A 357-nucleotide genomic window follows, 5' to 3' on the forward strand; every position below is an offset into this window, starting at 1 on the left:
AGCGGGCGCGACCCCACCTCACCGAGAACTCCAGCACCTACAGCGACACCACCAGCGTCCACATAGCGACAAAACAGTACACCATCAAAAAAAAAAAAAAGACAGACCACAAACAATACAACCACGACAAAAACAAAACCACAAAAAACCACCCAAAAAACCAACAAAACCCACAACAACAAAAAAAAAAAAAAAAAAAACACACAACAAACCCACACCCGCAACCACTCAAAACAAAAAAAAAAAAACAAAAAAAAAAAAATTAAAGATACTAAGTAAAATTAAAAATATGACGGAGACACGCACGCCCCCCACCCCCCCAACCCCCCCACCAGCCCCACGACGGCGTTCGCGCTC

The 357-nt window shown here is 43.7% G+C and carries 1 protein-coding gene; it reads right to left on the reverse strand.

Translation table 11 applies throughout. From position 1 onward, the window contains the following. Positions 1 to 182: hypothetical protein (locus PUR26_RS02025; protein ID WP_329868542.1), on the reverse strand; the 182-nt coding region annotated here is incomplete at its 3' end. Between the last annotated feature and the right edge of the window lie 175 nt (positions 183 to 357).

The sequence above is a fragment of the Streptomyces sp. SP18CS02 genome (assembly GCF_036322365.1).
Classification (GTDB): Bacteria; Actinomycetota; Actinomycetes; order Streptomycetales; family Streptomycetaceae; genus Streptomyces.